The organism is Spirosoma oryzae (genome assembly GCF_003002825.1).
GTDB lineage: Bacteria > Bacteroidota > Bacteroidia > Cytophagales > Spirosomataceae > Spirosoma > Spirosoma oryzae.
Window position 1 is genome coordinate 47,221 of the sequence record NZ_PVTE01000019.1, and the last position, 16,977, is coordinate 64,197.

Annotated in this window: 17 protein-coding genes; 8 read left to right on the plus strand and 9 right to left on the minus strand. The window is 53.2% G+C overall.

The features are described from left to right. Window positions 1-24: 24 nt before the first annotated feature. Complete coding sequence (locus CLV58_RS19895) at window positions 25-417, minus strand: DUF1573 domain-containing protein (protein WP_106139585.1); 393 nt, start codon at window positions 415-417, stop codon at window positions 25-27. 189 nt (window positions 418-606) lie between these two features. Between CLV58_RS19895 and CLV58_RS19900 the strand changes: the two genes are divergently transcribed. From CLV58_RS19900 to CLV58_RS19915, 4 genes are all read left to right on the plus strand, one after another. Next, the gene (locus CLV58_RS19900) at window positions 607-1,872 is read left to right on the plus strand and encodes a sensor histidine kinase (protein ID WP_106139586.1); all 1,266 of its coding nucleotides are present in this window, start codon (window positions 607-609) and stop codon (window positions 1,870-1,872) included. Beyond that, window positions 1,869-2,540 carry a response regulator transcription factor gene (locus tag CLV58_RS19905; protein ID WP_106139587.1) on the plus strand — a complete coding sequence of 224 codons (672 nt, stop codon included), beginning with the start codon at window positions 1,869-1,871 and terminating at the stop codon, window positions 2,538-2,540. Before CLV58_RS19900 ends, CLV58_RS19905 begins: the two co-directional genes overlap by 4 nt. Before the next feature lie 104 nt (window positions 2,541-2,644). Beyond that, window positions 2,645-3,745, plus strand: coding sequence for a hypothetical protein (locus CLV58_RS19910; RefSeq protein ID WP_106139588.1), 1,101 nt, complete (start codon window positions 2,645-2,647; stop codon window positions 3,743-3,745). A gap of 221 nt (window positions 3,746-3,966) precedes the next feature. Further along, window positions 3,967-4,911, plus strand: a complete 945-nt coding sequence (locus tag CLV58_RS19915) for a TolB family protein (RefSeq protein ID WP_106139589.1) — start codon at window positions 3,967-3,969, stop codon at window positions 4,909-4,911. Here the strand turns inward: CLV58_RS19915 and CLV58_RS19920 are convergent. Next, window positions 4,905-6,113: an alpha/beta hydrolase family protein gene (locus tag CLV58_RS19920; RefSeq protein WP_106139590.1), complete on the minus strand. Its 1,209-nt coding sequence runs from the start codon at window positions 6,111-6,113 to the stop codon at window positions 4,905-4,907. The two genes, CLV58_RS19915 and CLV58_RS19920, sit on opposite strands and share 7 nt — an antisense overlap. Before the next feature lie 309 nt (window positions 6,114-6,422). Here CLV58_RS19920 and CLV58_RS19925 point away from each other — a divergent pair, with 309 nt between their 5' ends. The 3 genes from CLV58_RS19925 to glgX all read left to right on the plus strand — a co-directional run bounded on the left by CLV58_RS19925 (window position 6,423) and on the right by glgX (window position 9,992). Continuing rightward, window positions 6,423-7,133 (plus strand): YiaD family glycine zipper/OmpA-like lipoprotein, encoded by a 711-nt coding sequence (locus CLV58_RS19925; RefSeq protein WP_106139591.1) that lies wholly within the window; start codon window positions 6,423-6,425, stop codon window positions 7,131-7,133. A 113-nt stretch (window positions 7,134-7,246) separates the two neighbouring features. Then, window positions 7,247-7,702: a ferritin-like domain-containing protein gene (locus CLV58_RS19930; RefSeq protein WP_106139592.1), complete on the plus strand. Its 456-nt coding sequence runs from the start codon at window positions 7,247-7,249 to the stop codon at window positions 7,700-7,702. A 178-nt stretch (window positions 7,703-7,880) separates the two neighbouring features. Then, window positions 7,881-9,992: a glycogen debranching protein GlgX gene (gene glgX, locus CLV58_RS19935; protein WP_106139593.1), complete on the plus strand. Its 2,112-nt coding sequence runs from the start codon at window positions 7,881-7,883 to the stop codon at window positions 9,990-9,992. Window positions 9,993-10,093: 101 nt separating this feature from the next. On the opposite strand, the gene CLV58_RS19940 is transcribed toward glgX, so the two are convergent. From CLV58_RS19940 to CLV58_RS19960, 6 genes are all read right to left on the minus strand, one after another. Beyond that, complete coding sequence (locus tag CLV58_RS19940) at window positions 10,094-10,819, minus strand: DUF3891 family protein (RefSeq protein ID WP_106139594.1); 726 nt, start codon at window positions 10,817-10,819, stop codon at window positions 10,094-10,096. A gap of 70 nt (window positions 10,820-10,889) precedes the next feature. Then, entirely contained in the window at window positions 10,890-11,393 is a 504-nt protein-coding gene (locus tag CLV58_RS19945) for a pyridoxamine 5'-phosphate oxidase family protein (protein WP_106139595.1), read from the minus strand. Window positions 11,394-11,452: 59 nt separating this feature from the next. Continuing rightward, window positions 11,453-11,860, minus strand: coding sequence for a four-helix bundle copper-binding protein (locus CLV58_RS29350; protein WP_483881773.1), 408 nt, complete (start codon window positions 11,858-11,860; stop codon window positions 11,453-11,455). Then, window positions 11,860-12,048, minus strand: a complete 189-nt coding sequence (locus CLV58_RS19950) for a hypothetical protein (protein ID WP_245882392.1) — start codon at window positions 12,046-12,048, stop codon at window positions 11,860-11,862. Before CLV58_RS19950 ends, CLV58_RS29350 begins: the two co-directional genes overlap by 1 nt. Window positions 12,049-12,344: 296 nt before the next feature. Next, window positions 12,345-13,820 (minus strand): hybrid sensor histidine kinase/response regulator, encoded by a 1,476-nt coding sequence (locus tag CLV58_RS19955; protein WP_106139597.1) that lies wholly within the window; start codon window positions 13,818-13,820, stop codon window positions 12,345-12,347. Between the two features lie 30 nt (window positions 13,821-13,850). Further along, window positions 13,851-14,285, minus strand: a complete 435-nt coding sequence (locus CLV58_RS19960; protein WP_106139598.1) for a response regulator — start codon at window positions 14,283-14,285, stop codon at window positions 13,851-13,853. Window positions 14,286-14,766: 481 nt separating this feature from the next. On the opposite strand from CLV58_RS19960, the gene CLV58_RS19965 reads away from it, so the two are divergent. Further along, window positions 14,767-15,408, plus strand: coding sequence for a porin family protein (locus CLV58_RS19965; RefSeq protein ID WP_106139599.1), 642 nt, complete (start codon window positions 14,767-14,769; stop codon window positions 15,406-15,408). 71 nt (window positions 15,409-15,479) lie between these two features. On the opposite strand, the gene CLV58_RS19970 is transcribed toward CLV58_RS19965, so the two are convergent. Beyond that, the gene (locus tag CLV58_RS19970) at window positions 15,480-16,940 is read right to left on the minus strand and encodes a sigma-54-dependent transcriptional regulator (protein ID WP_106139600.1); all 1,461 of its coding nucleotides are present in this window, start codon (window positions 16,938-16,940) and stop codon (window positions 15,480-15,482) included. Between the last annotated feature and the right edge of the window lie 37 nt (window positions 16,941-16,977).

Genomic DNA, 16,977 nt, shown 5'->3' on the forward strand with positions numbered 1-16,977 from the left:
GCCCCGTTTGCTTGTTCATCAATACTAGTGGGCCACTACCGGCTCCGCGACCACTTCGCCTTTGATCGATAGCATCTGCACACCCGTTTCGGCATTCGACTCGACCGTGACGCTTTTGCTGAACGCACCCGCTACACCCGCGTTAAAGGTAGCCGTTATCTCGCCCGATTGTCCCGGTAGCACAGCCGCCTTGGGGTAGTCGACACCAGTGCAGCCGCAGGACCCTTTCGCCGAACTGATTATTAGCGGCAGTTCACCCTTGTTGACAAACGCAAAGCGGGCGGTAACTGGTTTGTTCTGCGCGATTCGGCCAAAATCGTGGCTGGTCTTACTCCAGTTGAACAGAGCCGTTGTGTGCGTCATCGCAACAGATAGCAACAGTACACACGGCAGGGCAACAAGCAGGATACGTTTCATAAACAGACTGGTTTTAAGATGTAGAAAATCGTTCACCCGAACGACCTGACAAACCTATTCGACAAATCAGCCCAGGCCTGTTAATGGCTGCCTAACGTTTGTTAATGAGTTGTTAACGGACCTTTCGCCCATTGAGCGGAGCTATAAATAGTGCGTATTTTACGGCTGGGTAATTGACCGCTATTCACCATGTCCCGCCGATTGATTCGTATCCTGGTTGTCCTGTCTGTTTTGTCCATCATCGGTATTCTGCTCGTGCAGGCGATATGGCTGCGCAACGCCTACGCCCTGCGGGAGCGACAGTTCCGGCAGTCAGCGTTCATTGCCTTACAGGAAGTGGCGAATGAGGTTGCACGGCAAAATCAGTTTACGCTCAAACGCTACGCCGTCACGCAGTTATCGCCGGATTACTTCATCGTCAATACGGATGCGCCGATCAACCCCAACAGCCTGGAAGTACTGATCGATCAGTCATTGCAACGGCACAAGCTGTTCACCGATTACGAATACGGCATCTACGACTGTGAAACCGACCGGATGATGTACGGGGCGTATGTCAGTCTGAGTAGTTCGACCCACCAATCCCGCAACCTGCCAAAATTCCCCCGCTACACCTATTACTTCGGCATCCGATTCCCCAGTCAGTCGGGTTTCATAGCGGGTCAGTTAACGGGTCTTTTCTGGTCGACGGGGGCGGTACTGCTGCTGGTCATTTTCTTTGGCTATACGCTGGTGATCGTGCTGAAACAGCGACGCCTGACCGAAATACAGCGCGATTTTATCAACAACATTACGCACGAGCTACAAACACCCGTAGCCACTATTCGCATTGCTGCGGACGTGCTTGCGTCAGACAGCATCAGTCAGCAGCCGGCCCGGCTCAACCAGTACGCGCAGATCGTCAGTCAGGAAAGTCAGCGTTTACAGCGGCAGATTCACGCGGTCTTACAGTTGGCCCGTTCCCGAAGGCAGGGGCTTACCATGGCGCTAACGCATGTCGACCTGCACGAGCTAATGACGGTAGCCGCCCAACGCTACGCTCCGCACGTCCGGCTCGATCTACAGGCACCGGACGCTCGTATTCAAACGGACCGGTATCATCTCGAAACAACCCTGAACAACCTGATCGACAACGCGCTGAAGTACTGCACCGAACAGCCGTGCGTGACCTTGGCGACACGACAGGATAAAACGGGCCTTGTCTGGTCGGTGCGCGACAACGGAATCGGCATTGCACCGGCTCACCAGAAAGCCGTTTTTCAGCAGTTTTTTCGGGTACCGTCGGGCCGTACGCAGCAGGCCAGCGGTTTTGGGCTGGGGCTGTATTACGTTCGGCAGGTCATCAGCGCGCATGGCTGGCACATCCGGCTTGTCAGTACGCCGGGGCTGGGCAGCACGTTCTCGGTATACCAGCAGGCACCGGCTGGTTCACGCTTTTTCCGGCTATCCGTATGAGTCCCGCCCGCATCCTGTTTGTCGAAGACGATATTAACCTGGGATTCGTCGTGCGCGACACGCTGGAAAACGTACCCTTTCAGGTCACGCACTGTACCAGCGGCCCAACGGGCTGGGCTATGTTTCAGTCGCAGCCCTTCGACCTGTGCCTGCTCGACGTGATGCTGCCCCAAACCGATGGTTTTACCCTGGCCCGTCAGATACGGGCCGTCAACACGCAGATTCCGATTTTGTTTCTCAGTGCGCTGACCGACCGCGATGACCGGCTGGAAGGTTTGCGGCTCGGCGCTGACGACTACCTGCCCAAGCCGTTTAGTATCGACGAACTGATTCTCAAGATCAACGTCTTTCTCCGTCGTACGATCATCAGCCAGACACCCGCCGTACCGGTCGGTACCTGGCTGGACCGGGACAACCTGACGCTATCGGTCAATGGGCAACCACAGGTACTGACCCACCGGGAAGCCGCCACACTGGCTTACCTGCTGGACCGGCCCAACCTGCTGATCCGGCGCGACGACATGTTGCGGGCCGTCTGGGGCGACGACGATTATTTTATGGGCCGCAGCCTGGACGTATTCATTTCCCGCCTGCGCAAACGCCTGGCTACCGATTCGTCCATCCGCATCGAGAACGTCCACGGGGTTGGCTTCGTTTTACGTCGATAAAGACCCCTCATACGAGTACGTACCCGCTCAACAACAAACCCGGCTGTCTCCATCGGGTTTGTCTTTATTTTCGGGCATTCGCTTTTACAGCACGACACCTAACCATGACGACACAGTATACCCGTTTCACTGCCCTTTCATTGCTGCTGCTGACAGTAGCCTGTCAACGCATCCACCTCCCCTTTTCACGTAAGCTACCCACGGCGGGAGCAATCACGCAGGAAGGGCTGCTAACCTGTTTCGCCCCCGGTACAGCAGTTGGCGGGAAGCCGGTCTGGTGCGAAACGTCGGCGGTCTGGTTCGATGGTTCCAACCTTTTCTTCGCCAACGACAAAGACATGCCTGCCGGCCAGTCGCCGGTTTTTACGAAGTCGCTGGCAACGCTGGACGACTCGACCCGATTGCCGGAGTACAAACCGCAACAGCCATTCAGCAACGCGACGAAATATGAAGACTTTGCCCAGATACCCGACCAGAAATTTGTGTTGCTGAGTACGGCCTTCGACCGCGTCAAACCGGACGGCGGCTGGGACAGTTACAACACGATTCTGTACTGGCGTAAAGGCGACGAGCAGCACCCGCGCGTATTATCGCTGGGCAATTCAGACCGTACGTCAGTGTCGCTGCGGAAACCATTGGCTGCGGCTCTGGCCGACGATGAATACCCCGGTTCGCTACCCTATTTCAAGATCGAAGGTTTGGCCGCGACAGAGACGAAACTGCTATTCGGCGTTCGGGAAGCCGGGAAGGCATTCGACAACTTCCGCCATGTCGACAAAATCGTCGCGGTATCGTACACCGTTGCCGGCGATCGGATTCAACTGAAGAACGACTGGAAAGTCGTGGCCGATTTCAAACCCGAAACGGCTGACGAAAAGCTACCCCGTCCGCTGGGTCTGTCGAGTCTGGAATATGACCCCGCCCGGCGTTGTTTCTGGCTGCTAACCTCGCTGGAAATCAAGGGGCAGGTTGACGCGTATTTGTGGGTTATTTCAAAAAATGACCTGTTTGCCAACAAACCGTTTCGCCTGATTCGTACCGTCAACGGTGAGCCGCTGCATTTTAACCACAAAGCCGAAGATCTGACCTTCCTCGACAAGGACCGGTTACTGCTCATCCACGACGACGACCGTTTCCAGACGCGGGTCGGTCGGCGCGTCCGGCAGGCCAATCAGGCAGCGTACACGATTGTTACGGTGAAATAGTGTAGCCTAGACGTCCACGTCTGGAGGGCGCGAAGCGCCCAATCGAGTATCCTCCTGACATAGTTGGGGTGAAGGGCACATGGACCCGCACCCGTAGATCGTCAGCATCATATGTAGCCTGGACGTGTACCACCGCGTAGCGCGGGTCCACATCCACGCTACACCGGTATAAAGAAGCATCGACTGGCTTTTGCGGCTGTACAACGCTCCTGCTCAGCCTTATGTCTACTCACTCAACATTCCGCCGGATAAATTTCGCAACTGCCTGTTTGCTTACCGGTCTGTCGGTAGCGGCATTCGCGCAGAAACCAGTCGTTAGTCGACTGGAAATTTACGATCTGGCTACGAATAGCCGTCGGGTGGTGCGGCAGGACAGTGTTCGGTTCGAAGCGCCCAACTGGACCCGCGACGGTCGGCTCATCATCAATCAGGAAGGACTACTTTATAGCGTTCGTATCAGCGACGGGCTAAAAACAACGATCAACACCGGTTCGGCGACGGCCTGCAACAATGACCACGGTCTGACACCCGACGGCAAAACGATCATCATCAGCAACAACGTTAAAAACACGGCCGGGAAAGGCAGCACCTCAACCGTAATGACGCTGCCCCTGACCGGCGGTCAGCCCCGGCAGTTGACCGACCCGGCCGTCGGTCACGCCTACTGGCACGGCGTATCGCCCGACGGAAAAACGCTGGCCTTCGTTGGCGAACGACAGACCGAATCGGCAGGCAAAACCGATTTCGAGATTTACACGATTGCCAGCACGGGTAGCCCCGAAACTCGCCTGACCCACTCGCCGGGCCTCGACGACGGTCCTGAGTATTCGCCTGATGGCACCTATATTTATTTCAACTCGATGCGGTCGGGCCGGATGCAGCTCTGGCGGATGCAGGCCGATGGTTCGCAGCCCAAACAGCTGACTAACGACGCTTACGCCAACTGGTTTGCCCACCCCTCCCCCGACGGAAAATGGCTGGTGTTCATCAGCTACCTGGTCGATCAGGGCTCGAATCATCCCGCCGACAAGGCTGTGATGCTGCGGCTCATGAACGTAAAAACGGGCCAACTCCGCGAATTGGCCCGTTTTACCGGTGGTCAGGGAACGATCAACGTGCCAAGCTGGTCGCCCGACAGCCAGTCGTTTGCCTTCGTAAGTTATTGAAGCGAGTTAAAGAAATCGTACGTACCAGTGATATACCCCAGAATACCCGTCGCATGATTGGCTCCGCTGAGTCGGATCAGTTGCACGTTGGTTGCACCGCGCGCCCGCATGGCATCGTATGCATTCTGCGAGTTCAAAAACAGCACCGTGTCGTCGGCATCGCCGTGGTATAGCCGTGTGTTGGTACGGGGTTTCCAGTCGTGAATGTCGTTGTCCTGCACGGCCTTCAGGAAGTCGGTATCCGTGCCGTTGTTGATGGCCTGCTTAAAGCTGTCCGTCACGACCTGATTGAAACTTAGTCCGCCAAGGTTGGCCGTGTAGCCACTGGCCGCAATCCGCGTTGCATACGGTTCCTTGAAATAATACGTAGCCGGACGGTTCAAATTGTAAATCCGGTCGTAGGTCAGCAACACCCACAAATACAGCCGACTGATACTGGGGTCCGTACTGGTCGTGTTGTTTAGAATCTGCTTCATAAACGCCGGTTTGTCATAGGCCCCGGCCCCACAACTCGACGCGACCAGGTTGAACTCCGACCCCGTTTCTTCTTCAATTTTCTTCTGCAATGCCAGCGTCGCATAGCCACCCTCCGAATAGCCGGCAATCATCAATCGTTTGTCCCAGTTGGCGTTCTGACTCGTCAGAACCTGGCGGGCGGCCCGGAGCATGTCGAGCGAAGCCGTGGCCAGTCCGCTGCGGTGCTCATACGTATGCGGTACGTTTTTCGAGGCACCGTAGCCAATGTAATCGGGGGCTGCGATGATATAACCCTGCGAAGCAAACACCGACCCGAAGGTGTATGCTTCACTGCCCGACTGGTAATTCGACGGTGCCCCGTCGTCGCTGGTAATTGTTCCGTGCTGAATGCTAAGCATGGGGACACTCGTACCGGCATTTACCGTTGGGATCAGCAGCGCCCCCGACGCCGTGATCGACTTACCGTCGGTGTTGGTTGTTGTGTACGTTATACGGTATACGCTGATCGGATAGCGTATGAATAGCTGAAACGCGACGTTAGTCCCCGTAAATCGGCTGCGTAGCTGGTCGGTTGTGAATTGGCCGATCAGGGTACTGCTAACGAGTGTGTTGGGCACGTTCGGCGTGACAGCGTCGCCCCCACCCGCCATTTTACAACTACTGGGAGCCAGCAGCAACAGGCTGCTCATTAGCAGCAACAGTACACTTGTCTTAAAAAAACGCATCTGGAAAAGCGGTAGACTGAGTTGTGATTGTACACAATTAACGCTACACCTACTCAATTCGTTTGTTTTCCGTTACGCACTCGATTCAGTGTGGAGCATGTTCCACAAATTAGGTCTCTCACTTCCCACCGGCTACTTGCTGATTCTCGTACAGAAACGGCTATCAACGTGCCCTCACAATTCTTTCATATTAACAAGCCACTGACTTACAACCACTTACTGCCAACTATTAAACCCACTACCGTCTACTATACTCTATACTGGTATAAGGTTTGGCCGATCAGGTCACGGATTAACCATTCATATCACATGAAAATGAACATGAAGTCAATGTATGCAAAACCCTTTTTGGTACTGATGGCCGTCAGCATGCTGTCGGGAAACGTACTAACAAGCTGTAAGTCGGGCAAACCGATGAACAAGACGCAGAAAGGTGGCGCAGTGGGTGCCGGTGGTGGTGCGCTAGTAGGCGGTATTATCGGCCGTAAAACGGGCAACACGGCCATCGGCGCAATTATCGGTGCTACAGTCGGCGGTGCCGCCGGTGCGATTATCGGTCGGCGGATGGACAAGCAGGCAGAGGAAATGAAGCGCGAGTTACCCAACGCTCAAGTAGAGCGTGTCGGCGAAGGGATCAAGATCACATTTGGCTCGGATATTCTGTTCGACGTCAACTCGTACGCATTGAAGCCCGAGACAAAGCGCCAGCTCACCGAGTTCGCCCAGACCCTGAACAAATACCCCGACACGGATATCCGTATCGAGGGGCATGCTGACGCAACCGGTCCGGACGATTACAACCTGAAACTATCGCGTGAGCGTGCGAAAGCGGTGGGAGATTACTTGCAGGCACAGAGCGTGTCGTCGGGTCGGGTCGACGAAATCGGATACGGTGAAGAACAACCAGTTGCCGATAATTCAACCGAAGCGGGCCGTCGGAAAAACCGTCGGGTCGACATTGCCGTTTTTGCCAATAAAAAGATGCAACGGGACGCGAAAGATGGTAAATTAGAGAATTAATTCTAGCGATTTATTAGACAATTGACTGCCACAGCCAGTTACTAAAGCAGCGTGTCTACATTCGGTTGCACCAGAACACACTCACTTTTTTTAAACTTAAATAGTTCAACGTCATGAATGTCAAAGAAACACGGGGTGAAATCCTCGATCAGCTTAACCGTCTGTTGACCATCAGCCACGATTCTGAAGAAGGCTATCAGGAAGCGGCTAAAAACGTAAAAGAAAGCGAGCTGCAAAGCCTGCTTAGCAAGCAAGCCCAACAGCGGGGCGAATTCGCTACGGAACTTGACCGCGAAATCCGGGCACTCGGTGGCGAACCCGACGGTGGTACCAGCTTCACGGCCGATCTGCACCGGGCCTGGATCAACCTGAAAACAGTATTTACATCGAACGATGATAAAGCAACCGTAGAAGAGTGCCAGCGTGGCGATAAAGAAGCGCTGGACACTTACAACAACGTGTTGCAGGAAACCGATCTGGCAGCCAGCACCCGCGAGTTGCTGCTGCGCCAGAAGCAGAGCATCGATAGCGCCCACGCGTCGATGGCCCGTCTGGCAATGACAGTGTAGTGAATGGTGGGATCGGAAAGCCACCTCCGGTTGGGGGTGGGCTTTTTCTAGTGAATCGCTGCTTCGACCTGGTTGAAGCAGCGATTTCTTTTTCAGCACCGCGCTAAACATTACACTTTCTCAGCAGGTTCAAACGCTATCTATTGGTACATTCATTCACAACGCATACCTGATTAACATGGCTGGACATGCCGAGCCAAAGGCGGCTCAAGACTACTCAACAAAACCCGGTAAATCATATCCACTTGGTGCTACGTACGACGGCGAAGGCGTAAACTTCGCTCTGTTCAGCGAACACGGTACCGGTGCTTATCTGTGCCTGTACGACACCGCTAAACCCGACAAGGAAATAGCCCGTATCCCGATGATGGAGTATACCGAGCTGGTATACCACGTTTACGTCGACGGCCTACAGCCAGGTCAGTTATACGGTTTCCGTGTCGAAGGGCCGTACAACCCACAGGAAGGTGATTTCTTCAACCCGAACAAGCTGCTGCTCGACCCATACGCGAAAGCTATCAATGCGCCGATCAACGACGACAACAGCCGCCTGGGTTATGATTACAAGCACAAGGCCGACGATCGTCACCTCGTTATGAGCACCGAAGACAGCGGTCCCGGCATGGCCAAGTGCGTAGTTGTCGATCCAACCTTCGATTGGGAAGACGACAAGGCCCCTGACACCCCACTGCATCGCTCGGTGATTTACGAAATGCACGTGAAAGGCTTCACGCACCTCCACCCCACCATCGATAAGTCGATCCGGGGGACGTATGCGGCCCTGGGTACGCCCGAGAGCACCGACTATCTGAATAAGCTCGGCGTCACAGCGGTTGAACTGCTACCCGTTCATCAGTTCACGAACGAAAGCTATTGGGGATACAACAGCATCGGTTTCTTCGCACCGCAAAACACGTATTCCTCGTCGGGGATGGCTGGTCAGCAGGTTACGGAGTTCAAGCAGATGGTAAAAGATCTGCACAAAGCCGGCATCGAAGTCATTCTGGACGTTGTCTACAACCACACGGCGGAAGGCAACCACCTCGGCCCTACCCTGTCGTTCCAGGGTATCGACAACAAAGTGTATTACCGGCAGATGAGTGAGAAACCCGAGTACTATCGGGACTTCACCGGCACGGGTAATACGTTTGACCTGACTCAGCCACGGACATTGCAACTGGTAATGGACAGTCTGCGGTACTGGGTGACGGAAATGCACGTCGATGGATTCCGGTTTGACCTGGCCGCTACGCTGACGCGCGACGACGAAGAAGCCGGCCGTATTTCCTCGTTCCTTGATACCGTCGCGCAGGACCCGATTCTGGCGCGCGTGAAGCTTATCGCTGAACCCTGGGACATCGAATCGTACAACGTAGGTGGCTTCCCGGTACAGTGGTCGGAATGGAACGGTAAATTCCGCGACACCTTCCGGGCGTTCTGGAAAGGTGACGAAGGCAAGGCCAACGAGGTGACGCTGCGTATGCTGGGTAGCCCCGATTTGTACGCATCCGACGGTCGCTCGCCGGCCAACAGTGTCAACCTCATTACGGCGCACGACGGCTTTACGCTGAACGATCTTGTCAGCTACAACGAAAAGCACAACGAAGCAAACGGCGAAGACAATAACGACGGCTCAAACGATAATATGAGCTGGAACTGTGGCGCCGAAGGGCCAACCGACGACCCGGCCGTCAACGAACTTCGTGAACGTCAGAAGCGCAATTTCCTCTCGACACTGTTGCTGAGTCAGGGAACGCCGATGATTGTTATGGGTGATGAGTGCGGCCGTACACAACACGGCAACAACAACGGATATAATCAAGACAGCGAGATCAGCTGGATGAGCTGGGATTGGAATGAGAAACAGCAGGCCCTGTTCGACTTCACCAGTCAGTTGACCGCCCTGCGTCAACAGATGCCGCTGCTAAGTCGTCGCAAATTCTACGGTAACGAACAGATTTCGTTCCTGCGCCCGGACGGCTCAGAAATGAACGAACACGACCTGCAAAATCCGGATACCCGCTGCGTGGCCCTGTTCATCGACGGTGTACGGGTTGACGAGCAAACGGAAGACGGCCAGGAAGTCGGCGACGAGCAGTTGATCTGGGTGTTGAACGCCTATTGGGAGGACATTCCGTTTATGCTGCCCAAAATAGGCCGTAAGAAGTCAAACTGGAAGGTTGTTGTCGATACCTCGACGGGCGAGTTCAATCCGGAGTGGAACCCCGTGCTGGGCGGTCATGAGTACGTAATTCCGTCCCGTTCGTCGGTGCTGCTTAGCCTGAGCTAAGTCGCTGTCAACGGGCCCATTTTTTCATAAAACGACTGGCCGCTGGTACTATCAGCGGCCAGTCGTTTTATACCCTGCAAACATCTACCTCCGTTCAGCCATCAGCGTTTAAACGTCCACTCGCAACGCTGCACCGGCGCGTCCTGAATTGCCCGATACAACTCATCATCGGATGTAAACACGACCTGAGCAACAGCGAAGGCTTCAACGTACACGGTAAATGAATCCGTCGCGAACGGCCAGGGATCAACGTTTAACGTACTATCATCCCGTTGCGCAATGTAGTACGGAACACCATCGGGACCAACGCTGATTTCCAGCCGCCGACCGTTCATCGGCACCAACTGCTGACATAGTATCAGCGATAGCGCATCGCACCATTGCACAAAGTCGTAGCCATACTGAGCCGCTTTCTTCGTTGCTTTGTACTGCTTACGCCACTTCTCCTGATTGTCGGCCTGCTGATTCAGGAACTCATCCAGTTCTTTGTCCGTCCCGCGTTTTTCCTCGTACAAGAATGTCGTGTGCATCGACGCCATCAGCGCGTTCCAGCGGCTTTTCTGAAGCGCCACCCCAATCAGATTACGGCATTGCTCAGCGGAATACGCCAGAATCTTGAAATCCAGCGGTGTACCGGCAGCCGTCAGGTGGTTTTGTCCGTCCCAGGCAGGTTGGCCGTCGTCGTGCTCGGTTAGCGCAATCAGCGTTTCAGGCCAGAAGTCAGGGCGCTTCGATTCGCTCCACTGCAACGCCAGACTAAACGCCAGTAGTCCATGTGCGGGTTGATTGATAATCAGCCAACCGGTATCACTCTGTTTGACAATCATATAGGGGTCTATAAACGAATAAGGCAGGAGCCACCTGCGCAACTCCTGCCTTACTCTTCATTGGGGGTACTTAGTTATATACTTTTTCGTTTTCGCCCATCTTCGGGGGTGTCCCGGTGATGGCACCGGTAACCATCTGGAACAACCGGACGATGCGGCTTGAGTTAGCGTCCCAGTACTCGGCCATTTCGGTAGTCACTTTCAGCAGCACCAGTTCGGGATCTTCCTTCCCCGCCGGAAACCAAGGTTTTGCTTCCTCGGTCCAATACTCCTCGATTTTTGCCCGGTCATCGACTTCCGATGCCGTACCCGATACAGATACGTAGGTCGAATTGTCGGTGTCAGCGAATGCGATATTCACACGGCTGTCGTTTTCCTCAATCTGATCGACTTTGGGCGATGACTTCTTAGTGAAAAACCATAACGACCCATCGGCGCTCGCGTGAATCAGGGCCATTGGGCGACTAACCAGGTTTTGCTGTTCGTCGACAGTGGTCATCATGGCAACGTGAATATCCTTGATGAGATCGAGAACTTTCTCAATTGATTTTGGGTCTTGTGCAATCGTGCTCATAACGTGTAGTATCAACTTGGTGTATTCAACAAAACAGGCGAGAAGCGGTCTTGTTTGGCTTACGCCCGATAAATGCTGGCGGGTAGTGTTATTCCGTAACAAACGGTCGCTGTCGGGTAGCTGATCGAATGACTACTAACCCAGGGCTGCGCTGCAATTTCGCTGCAACACCGTTTGGCTTTCAGGCAGCAATCAGACAGCCGGTGCGCGTAGTCACTTGTATCATCCGTCAAGTGGCGGATTAGTTGGTCGCATGCTTCCACGCACTGTAAAGCAATCGCCTTTGTTTTTTCTGATTTGCTGCGCCAAAGCATCGACGTTTGCCGACACAAGTCGGCGCAATCCAAACTGAGTATGATTAGTTCGCTGCGATGGTCAACATCCCGACAATGCTCGTAAGCGACTGTACGACACTCACTGGCACAGGCAGTTAACGCCTTGTCGCATGTCAACTGCGCGTTTGCCATCAGAACGTACGTTGGGAATGAGAAGAGACGAACACGCGTTCATTTCGTTGTGCATGCTCGCGCGCCCAGCGCCGGGCTTCCGATACGCTGTGCTGAATTATCTCGTTTTTATCTGTGTACCCCTGCCCAATCAGTTGGTTGGCAAGTTCTATTGCCTTTGCCCGCGTCGTTGCATTAAGCGATCGCATAGCAGCCGGGAAGTGAGTTGGGGTCCACATAATCGTACTTATACTTTGTTTGACCTATCGTGTTCGATTTTTGTGCCACATAGTAGCTAGGTAGCAAGTCACTACTCATATGCGGTAGCAACCACCTATAAATCAATACATTGTCAATAAATACAGCGCAAATTAAATTATTTGCTTAATACATTTTTCGTAAATCAACGGAACCAGTGTGTAAGAAAATACTCACTCAGCAAGGAATTTTTCCACAAAAAAAGAGTCAGCCTTGTAGACTGACTCTTCTTGTGACGCGATCCGGTCTACTTGGGAAATGAAAGCCGGAAAGTTGTTCCCCGCCCTACTTCACTTTCCACCTCGATCGATCCTTTGTGACTCCCGACTATATTCTGCGTTGCTGTCAGTCCAAGCCCCATACCGCCTGATTTGCCGGTAAAAAACGGGTCGAACAGCCGTTGCCGAACCGTAGGACTGATTCCCCCACCATTGTCGGTAATCTGCACGTATACTTTGTCAGCCGAACAATCCGTCCGCACCTGCAACACGCCTTTGCCTTCTTCCATAGCTTCGACAGCGTTAACCAGCAGGTTGAGGATAGCCGTCTTGATCTGCTCCCGGTCGATCAGCGTTTGGCAATCGCCGGCTACGTAATCCGTCTCAAGCCGCATCCGTTTCAGCTTGATACGGTCGTTGACCATCATTACTGTCGAGCGAACGACTTCATTGAAATCCTGCCGACGACGCTCCGGTTCGCGCGGTTTCGATGAATTGAGCATCTCCGTAATCAGTTGCCCTATCCGGTCGACGTTGCGACCGATGATATCGGTAAACATGGTTACGTATTCATTATCTACTTCCAGCTCGTCTTTAAGCTGTTCGAGCGCCAGACTCAGGTTCGTCAGGGGATTGCGTACTTCGTGCGCGATGCTTCGGGCAATTTTACCCGTCATGCTCAGTTTCTCGGCCAGGATCAGGTCCTGCTGCGCCTTTTTCTGTTCGGTGATGTCGCGTACAATTCCCTGAAACCACTCGGGTTGCCCCCGGCTATCGTCCACGGCCCAGATCGACAACTGACAGATTCGTTTTCGCCCTTCCCGTGTCAGCAGAATGGCTTCGAAATCCTTAATCTGTCCGTGTTCGCGCACGTTAAAGCGCAGTTCACGCAGGCAGTTCAGATCGGCAAACAGACGGGCCGGGTTCATACCGCACAGCTGTTCCCGTGTGTACCCCAACAGCCGCTCGACGGATGAATTGGCATCCTGAAACCGAAGGTCATGATCGATTACAAAAATGGCGTCGATCGACCGTTCGAAGAGCGAGCGGTATTTGTTTTCCTTATCGGCAACTTCCGACAGTACGCTGGCCTGTCGGAGTGCGTACCGGATGCTGCGGCCCAGCAACTGCGCGTCGATGCGACCTTTCACCAGGTAATCAGCCGCCCCCATTTCCAGCGCCGACTGATCGACCGTAAGATCGTCCTGACCAGTCAGCAGAATCATGGGTGCCCGGCACCCCATCTGTGTTGCTTCCTGAATCAGATTAATGCCGGTATGCGGCCCCAGGCGGTAATCGACCAGGTAAACGTCGTGTTTACCTGTCATAATCATGTCGATAGCCCGTTCATAACTATCGACCCAGTCGAGTCGGATGTTGGCATTCTCACGCGACGATACCAGCGCCCGCGTAAGCATGTAATCGTCTTCGTCGTCTTCGACCAGCAGTACGTTAATCTTGTTTTGTTTTACCGGCGCATCAAGCAGCGAATCGTTACTCATCATAGGATAATAGCAATCAGGTCAGATCCTGCGCTAAGGCAGTTTTACAATATCCATCCAGTACATTTTCAGCGCCCCGATCATTTCGACTAGCTTACTGAAATGAAACGGCTTCGTAACAAACGAATTTACGCCCAGATTGTACGATTTAACCACGTCCTCATCGGCCGTCGACGTCGTCATAACGATCACTGGCAACCGTCGCAGCGATAAATCATCCTTAATCTCTTTCAAAGCCTGAAAGCCGTTCTTTCTGGGCATATTCAGATCAAGGATGAGCAAGCTGGGCCAGGGCGCATTGTCTTCTGTGTAATTACCCCGCCGGTAGAGGTAATTCATCAATTCTTCCCCGTCATCGACAAAGTGGATGCTCTGCGAATAGCCGCATTTACGCATCGCCTGTTCGAGAAACATGCGATCGTCCTGGTCGTCGTCGGCAATCAGAATTGTTGTCACTTTACGGTCCATAAACTTCAGCTAAGTATTGCTACGGGCGTGGTGGCTGTGCACAATTGATAAACGGTGCTAAGCATCCATTTCCACCTCAGATGCGCGATCGCGTGGCAACGATGGATGCGATTCCGCAACCAATCCTGTTTCAAAAATAACGGGAATACACCGGACTATCGCAAGTGCTACCTATTAATTCCAGTTAAGCGTACAGATGAATTCGAATTGCTCCCCCATCGAAGTGTTTCGTTGATTCCAGCGGCACAAACGAAAGCTATTCAAGCACGCCCATTTTTCGTTTTACTGACTGTGTTGTTCCCCAAGTTGTGGAGCTGAATCCGCAGTATAAAAGAGAAGCTACAATTCTACTTTTTCTGACACTGAATTGATTTACAGGTCATCAGCTCTGGCAAAACCAGTTCCGCTTACTATGGCATGATATTACGAACACTGAGCGAATTGTAGAAACGTGTTTTCTATGCATCAATTCACTAATACTATGAAATTTTCAGCTAAACTGATCGCTACAACGCTGTTTACCGCAGGCACCCTTTTCTTCACTAATTCACAGGTTGCCGCACAGAGTACAGCTCGCATTGGTTTGAAAGGTGGTTTAAACGCCAGTTCACTATTTTATGATAATCAGGGAGTAACCAATAAGAACGAACGAATCGGCTTTAACCTCGGTGTATTTGCTCAGGCACCACTGGGCGAATTTCTAGCCATTCAGCCTGAATTATTGTACACAACGAAAGGCGCATCTGCCGATTACAACGTGCTTGGTCTCAATGGTCGCAACACGTTTAGACTCAACTACGCCGAGTTGCCCGTACTGCTGACGTTTAAACTAGGGCAAGCCGTTGAGTTACAAGCGGGTCCATATGCCGCCTACCTGGTCAATTCGAACGTGAATTCGAATGGTTCGTTTGGAACAGGAACAGCTGCCATCAACGCGGATAACTTCAATCGGTTTGACTACGGTCTTGCCGGTGGTATAAACTTCTATTTCGGCAAAGCATTCATTGGTGCCCGCTACGGGCAGGGCCTGCAAAAAATCGCAAACAGTGGTGCGGCATCTACCCTGCTTGGCAATGCTAAAAACTCGGTGGGTATGTTATCCGTTGGCTTCAGCATCAACTAGTCAGACTGACCCCATAACGCACAAGGCCCGGCGATGAACCGGGCCTTGTGCGTTATGGGGTCGATTGTATGCTACAGATGAATATCGTACGCTTTGAGTTTGTTGTACAGCGTTTTCCGATCAATGTTCAACACTTCAGCGGCCTTCGTTTTGTTGTAGCCTGTTTTTTCCAGAACACGCAGGATAGCGGCCCGTTCGGCATTCTCCGACACGGATTTCAGGTTAGCGCCGGCCTGTCCGTTTGCCGGCGCACCGGTCCGAAGCGGCTCAGCACTGATCTGCGCACTGGGCACGGCATCCTCAACCGTAAGGTACTGCGGGGACACAATTTCCCGGGGCAGCACGTCCATTTCGATCATGTCTCCCTGCGTCAGCAGCACTGATCGCTTGATCACGTTCTGAAGTTCTCGCAGGTTGCCATGCCAGTAGTAGTCTTTCAATTTCTCCCGAGCCCCCTCGTCGAAACCAGCAATCTGTTTTTCCAGTTGCCGGTTAGCCAGTTCGAGAAAATGATCGGCAAAGATCATGATATCGGCCTTCCGGTCGCGCAGCGGTGACAGGTGAATCTCAAACTCATCGATCCGGTGGTAAATATCCTCCCGGAAGCGGCCCTGCCGGACCGCATCGCGCAGGTCTTCGTTGGTAGCAGCAATAATCCTGACGTCGACAGCGATATCTTGGTTCGAACCGATCCGGCGGATCTTTCGCTCCTGTAATACGCGCAGCAGTTTGATCTGATTGTCGTACGACAGGTTGCCGATTTCGTCCAGAAACAGCGTTCCTCCGTTTGCGTATTCGAAGCTACCGGCTTTGTCGGACATTGCTCCGGTAAAGGCCCCCTTCACGTGTCCGAACAGCTCGCTGCCCGCCAGGTCTTTACTCAACGCACCACAGTCGATGGCGACAAATGGTTTATCAGCCCGCTTGCTGCGCAGGTGGATGGCGTTGGCAACGAATTCTTTACCGGTTCCTGTCTCACCCGTAATGATGACCGACATATCGGTCGGGGCAATCAGATCAATGTGTTTTTGCAGTTGGTCGGCTACGCGGCTTTTTCCGAAGATAAACCGCTTTCCATCCGAGGTGGTGGCAACTTTGCCCGTAGCTGGCTTTGTCGCAGTAGGTCGCGCGGTAGCGGGTCCCTCCGTCGTTTGCTGCTTGAGGGTTTTGGCACGCCGTTCCAGGGCGCTTTTTATTGTCAGCAGGATTTCGTCTGGATAGAGCGGTTTGGTTACGTAATCATACGCGCCATGCTTCACACTCTGTACGGCAATACGAACGTCTGAATAGCCCGTTATGATGATAACGGCCGTGGCCGGATTCAGCACCTTTATTCGACGAAGCATTTCCAGCCCGTCGATATCAGGCAGCTTGAAATCACAAATAACTAGTTCAAAGGTTTCTTTTCGTAATAAGGCCAGACCATCTTCTCCCCGCTGAACTGATGCCGTTTTGTATCCCTGTTTGCTCAGAAATCGCTCGAGCAACAGACAGATATCATGATTATCGTCAACGATCAGAATTTTTTCCATGAAGTAAGGCCTTCCGGTTTTGAGGCCGGTAACAGGT

What these genes read in the sequence shown, in the direction of transcription:
- CLV58_RS19895 (WP_106139585.1), bottom strand. Translation starts at nt 417, where the DNA reads ATGAAACGTATCCTGCTTGTTGCCCTGCCGTGTGTACTGTTGCTATCT.
- CLV58_RS19940 (WP_106139594.1), bottom strand. Translation starts at nt 10,819, where the DNA reads ATGATTGTCAAACAGAGTGATACCGGTTGGCTGATTATCAATCAACCC.
- CLV58_RS19955 (WP_106139597.1), bottom strand. Translation starts at nt 13,820, where the DNA reads ATGATGAGTAACGATTCGCTGCTTGATGCGCCGGTAAAACAAAACAAG.
- CLV58_RS19965 (WP_106139599.1), top strand. Translation starts at nt 14,767, where the DNA reads ATGAAATTTTCAGCTAAACTGATCGCTACAACGCTGTTTACCGCAGGC.
- CLV58_RS19910 (WP_106139588.1), top strand. Translation starts at nt 2,645, where the DNA reads ATGACGACACAGTATACCCGTTTCACTGCCCTTTCATTGCTGCTGCTG.
- CLV58_RS19960 (WP_106139598.1), bottom strand. Translation starts at nt 14,285, where the DNA reads ATGGACCGTAAAGTGACAACAATTCTGATTGCCGACGACGACCAGGAC.
- CLV58_RS19915 (WP_106139589.1), top strand. Translation starts at nt 3,967, where the DNA reads ATGTCTACTCACTCAACATTCCGCCGGATAAATTTCGCAACTGCCTGT.
- CLV58_RS19920 (WP_106139590.1), bottom strand. Translation starts at nt 6,113, where the DNA reads ATGCGTTTTTTTAAGACAAGTGTACTGTTGCTGCTAATGAGCAGCCTG.
- CLV58_RS19930 (WP_106139592.1), top strand. Translation starts at nt 7,247, where the DNA reads ATGAATGTCAAAGAAACACGGGGTGAAATCCTCGATCAGCTTAACCGT.
- CLV58_RS19900 (WP_106139586.1), top strand. Translation starts at nt 607, where the DNA reads ATGTCCCGCCGATTGATTCGTATCCTGGTTGTCCTGTCTGTTTTGTCC.
- CLV58_RS19905 (WP_106139587.1), top strand. Translation starts at nt 1,869, where the DNA reads ATGAGTCCCGCCCGCATCCTGTTTGTCGAAGACGATATTAACCTGGGA.
- CLV58_RS19950 (WP_245882392.1), bottom strand. Translation starts at nt 12,048, where the DNA reads ATGCGATCGCTTAATGCAACGACGCGGGCAAAGGCAATAGAACTTGCC.
- CLV58_RS19970 (WP_106139600.1), bottom strand. Translation starts at nt 16,940, where the DNA reads ATGGAAAAAATTCTGATCGTTGACGATAATCATGATATCTGTCTGTTG.
- glgX (WP_106139593.1), top strand. Translation starts at nt 7,881, where the DNA reads ATGGCTGGACATGCCGAGCCAAAGGCGGCTCAAGACTACTCAACAAAA.
- CLV58_RS19945 (WP_106139595.1), bottom strand. Translation starts at nt 11,393, where the DNA reads ATGAGCACGATTGCACAAGACCCAAAATCAATTGAGAAAGTTCTCGAT.
- CLV58_RS19925 (WP_106139591.1), top strand. Translation starts at nt 6,423, where the DNA reads ATGAAAATGAACATGAAGTCAATGTATGCAAAACCCTTTTTGGTACTG.
- CLV58_RS29350 (WP_483881773.1), bottom strand. Translation starts at nt 11,860, where the DNA reads ATGGCAAACGCGCAGTTGACATGCGACAAGGCGTTAACTGCCTGTGCC.